Below are 2,097 nucleotides of genomic sequence, written 5' to 3' on the forward strand. Positions count from 1 at the left end.
CGACAAGCATGCCCCGGTACCCGCCGCCCATCTAGCGTCTTTTCAAGAGGCTCCGCATGCGGTTGCGCAGGATGCGCGCCATGTTGCGGGTCTCGCGGTAGAGGTGCAGTTGCGAGGCCGCCTGCCGGGCCAGCCGGTCGGCGTCCGGCGTCAGCCCGACCACCAGCGTGCCCATCGGCTTGCGCTCGCTCCACAGGCGGCTCATCACCGGATGGTCCGGAACCGCGCAGGAATCGGTCATGACGATGTTGGGATCGTCGAGATGCTGCTTGGTCACCTCGATCATCAAAAGCGTGCCCGGAGAATAGGCGGAAAGCGTCTCGTCATAGGCCGTCTTCCATGTGTAGGCAACGCCGGCCTCGACGAAGACGATCAGGCAGGCGATGGTGCGGGCGTCGAGCGTCAGGAGGTGGATGCGGCACATGTCCTGCTCGGCCAGCCGGTGAACGGCCTCGCGGGCGAAGGCGGCGCGGTAACGGTCGATCGCCATCGCCGTGCGCTCGCGGCCTTTCCAGCCGGCCGCTTCCAGCGTCAGGAAGCTTTCGATGGCGTGGCGGATCTCGTCCGGTCCGCGCGCCACGACATGCTCGAGCTTGCCCTGATCGGCAAGGCGCCGTTTCAGGCGGCGGAATTCGCGGTGGTGATGCGCGCGCAGCGACGCCTTGAGGTATTCCTCGCCATCGGCGCTGCTTTCCAGCACCGGGCGCTCGACCTTGCCGGTGGTCACCATGGTCAAGCCACGGCTGTCGGCAAAGGAGGTGAGCAGGCTAGCCACCGGACCGTCGAGGCGCATATCGGGCAGCACGAAGACTTTTGGCAGCTTGAGATGCGGCCTCGACAGCATCGAGAAGAAATCCTCGATGACGCCGATGGGATCGTCGCGGTCGACCAGGGGCGTGCCGAGCGGGCCGAACGGGCTCGACCATGTGCGCATCACCGGAACGCCGAGCGGGATCGCCGGCCGCTCGACCGAGAACGGCACCAGAAGCCGCAGCCGGTTGCGGTACTCGTCGCCGTCGCGGATGACGGCCAGCCGCACCTCGCGGTCTTCCAGCCTGGGCATCGCCGGCGCCAGGAAGCGCGGGTTGAAGAAGACGTTGGGCTCGATCGCGCGGGCGCTGAGATAGTCGAGCTCCTCGACGAGGTCGAAGCCGGCCGAGGCCGGATAGATGGCGAGCTTGCGTTCCGGCCGGTTGCTGGCGAAGAGCTCGATATGCGCCGGGTCGGCCTCGCGCGCGAGGCCGGCAAGGTTGGAGACCATGGCGCCGGCGGGGCCGCCGCTGGTCTCTTCGAGCAACGGGACGGCGGCCATCAGGCAATTTCCTTCTTTGCAGGCACGAAGATCGCCATCACGATGCCGAGCTTGCGCCAGACGGTGAAGGAGAGCGCGCTGGCCTCGAAGACCATGGCGAGGCTGGTGGCGATCGCCGCGCCCCAGAGGCCGAAGAGCGGGATCAGGATCACGTTGAGGCCGATGTTGAGCGCAAGCGTCATGGCATAGACGGCGGCGCAGATGTTCTGGTTGCCGCTCATGGTGAGCAGGCTCTCGCAGGGGCCGACGGCGGCGCGCGCGACGACGCCCAGCACAAGCAGGAAGAGCAGCGGATAGCCGGCGGCGAATTCGGGACCGAACAGCATCAGCATCGGCTCGCCCAGCGCCAGCACTAGCAGCGCCATCAGCAACGAGGGCCAGAAGGTCCAGGAGACGGTCTCGCGGGCGAAGGCGGCAAGCCGATGCGGCTCGCCATGGGTGAACTGGGCGTAGCGCTGGGCGACGCCGGCCTTGACCGCGAAATAGACGAAATGCACCAGCGCCAGCGTCTTCACCGTGGCGAAGTAGACGGCGACGTCATTGGGATCGAGATAGGCGCCCACCATTAGCACGTCGGCGTTGGTGAGCAGGAAGAAGAAGCCCTCGACCAGGAAGATCGGCAGCGAGACGAGGATCCACTGGCCGAAATGCACCGCCATCGGCCCGGGCGGGATCTTCTTGTCCATGCGCGAGGTGACGGCCATCAGCTGGCCGAGCGTGGTGACGTAGGTGGCGGCGATCGAGGCGAAGATCGCGGTCCTGGCGTCGGGCATGTAGTGCAGGCC

Annotated in this window: 2 protein-coding genes; both read right to left on the reverse strand. The window is 66.8% G+C overall.

The features are described 5' to 3' along the window. Positions 1–31: 31 nt before the first annotated feature. Complete coding sequence (locus EOD07_RS32110) at positions 32–1,312, reverse strand: GNAT family N-acetyltransferase (RefSeq protein ID WP_127238119.1); 1,281 nt, start codon at positions 1,310–1,312, stop codon at positions 32–34. After that, positions 1,312–2,097 (reverse strand): lipopolysaccharide biosynthesis protein (locus tag EOD07_RS32115; protein WP_164772745.1); only part of this gene is annotated, 786 nt, incomplete at its 5' end. The genes EOD07_RS32110 and EOD07_RS32115, both read right to left, overlap by 1 nt.

The sequence above is a fragment of the Mesorhizobium sp. M2C.T.Ca.TU.002.02.1.1 genome, assembly GCF_003997225.1.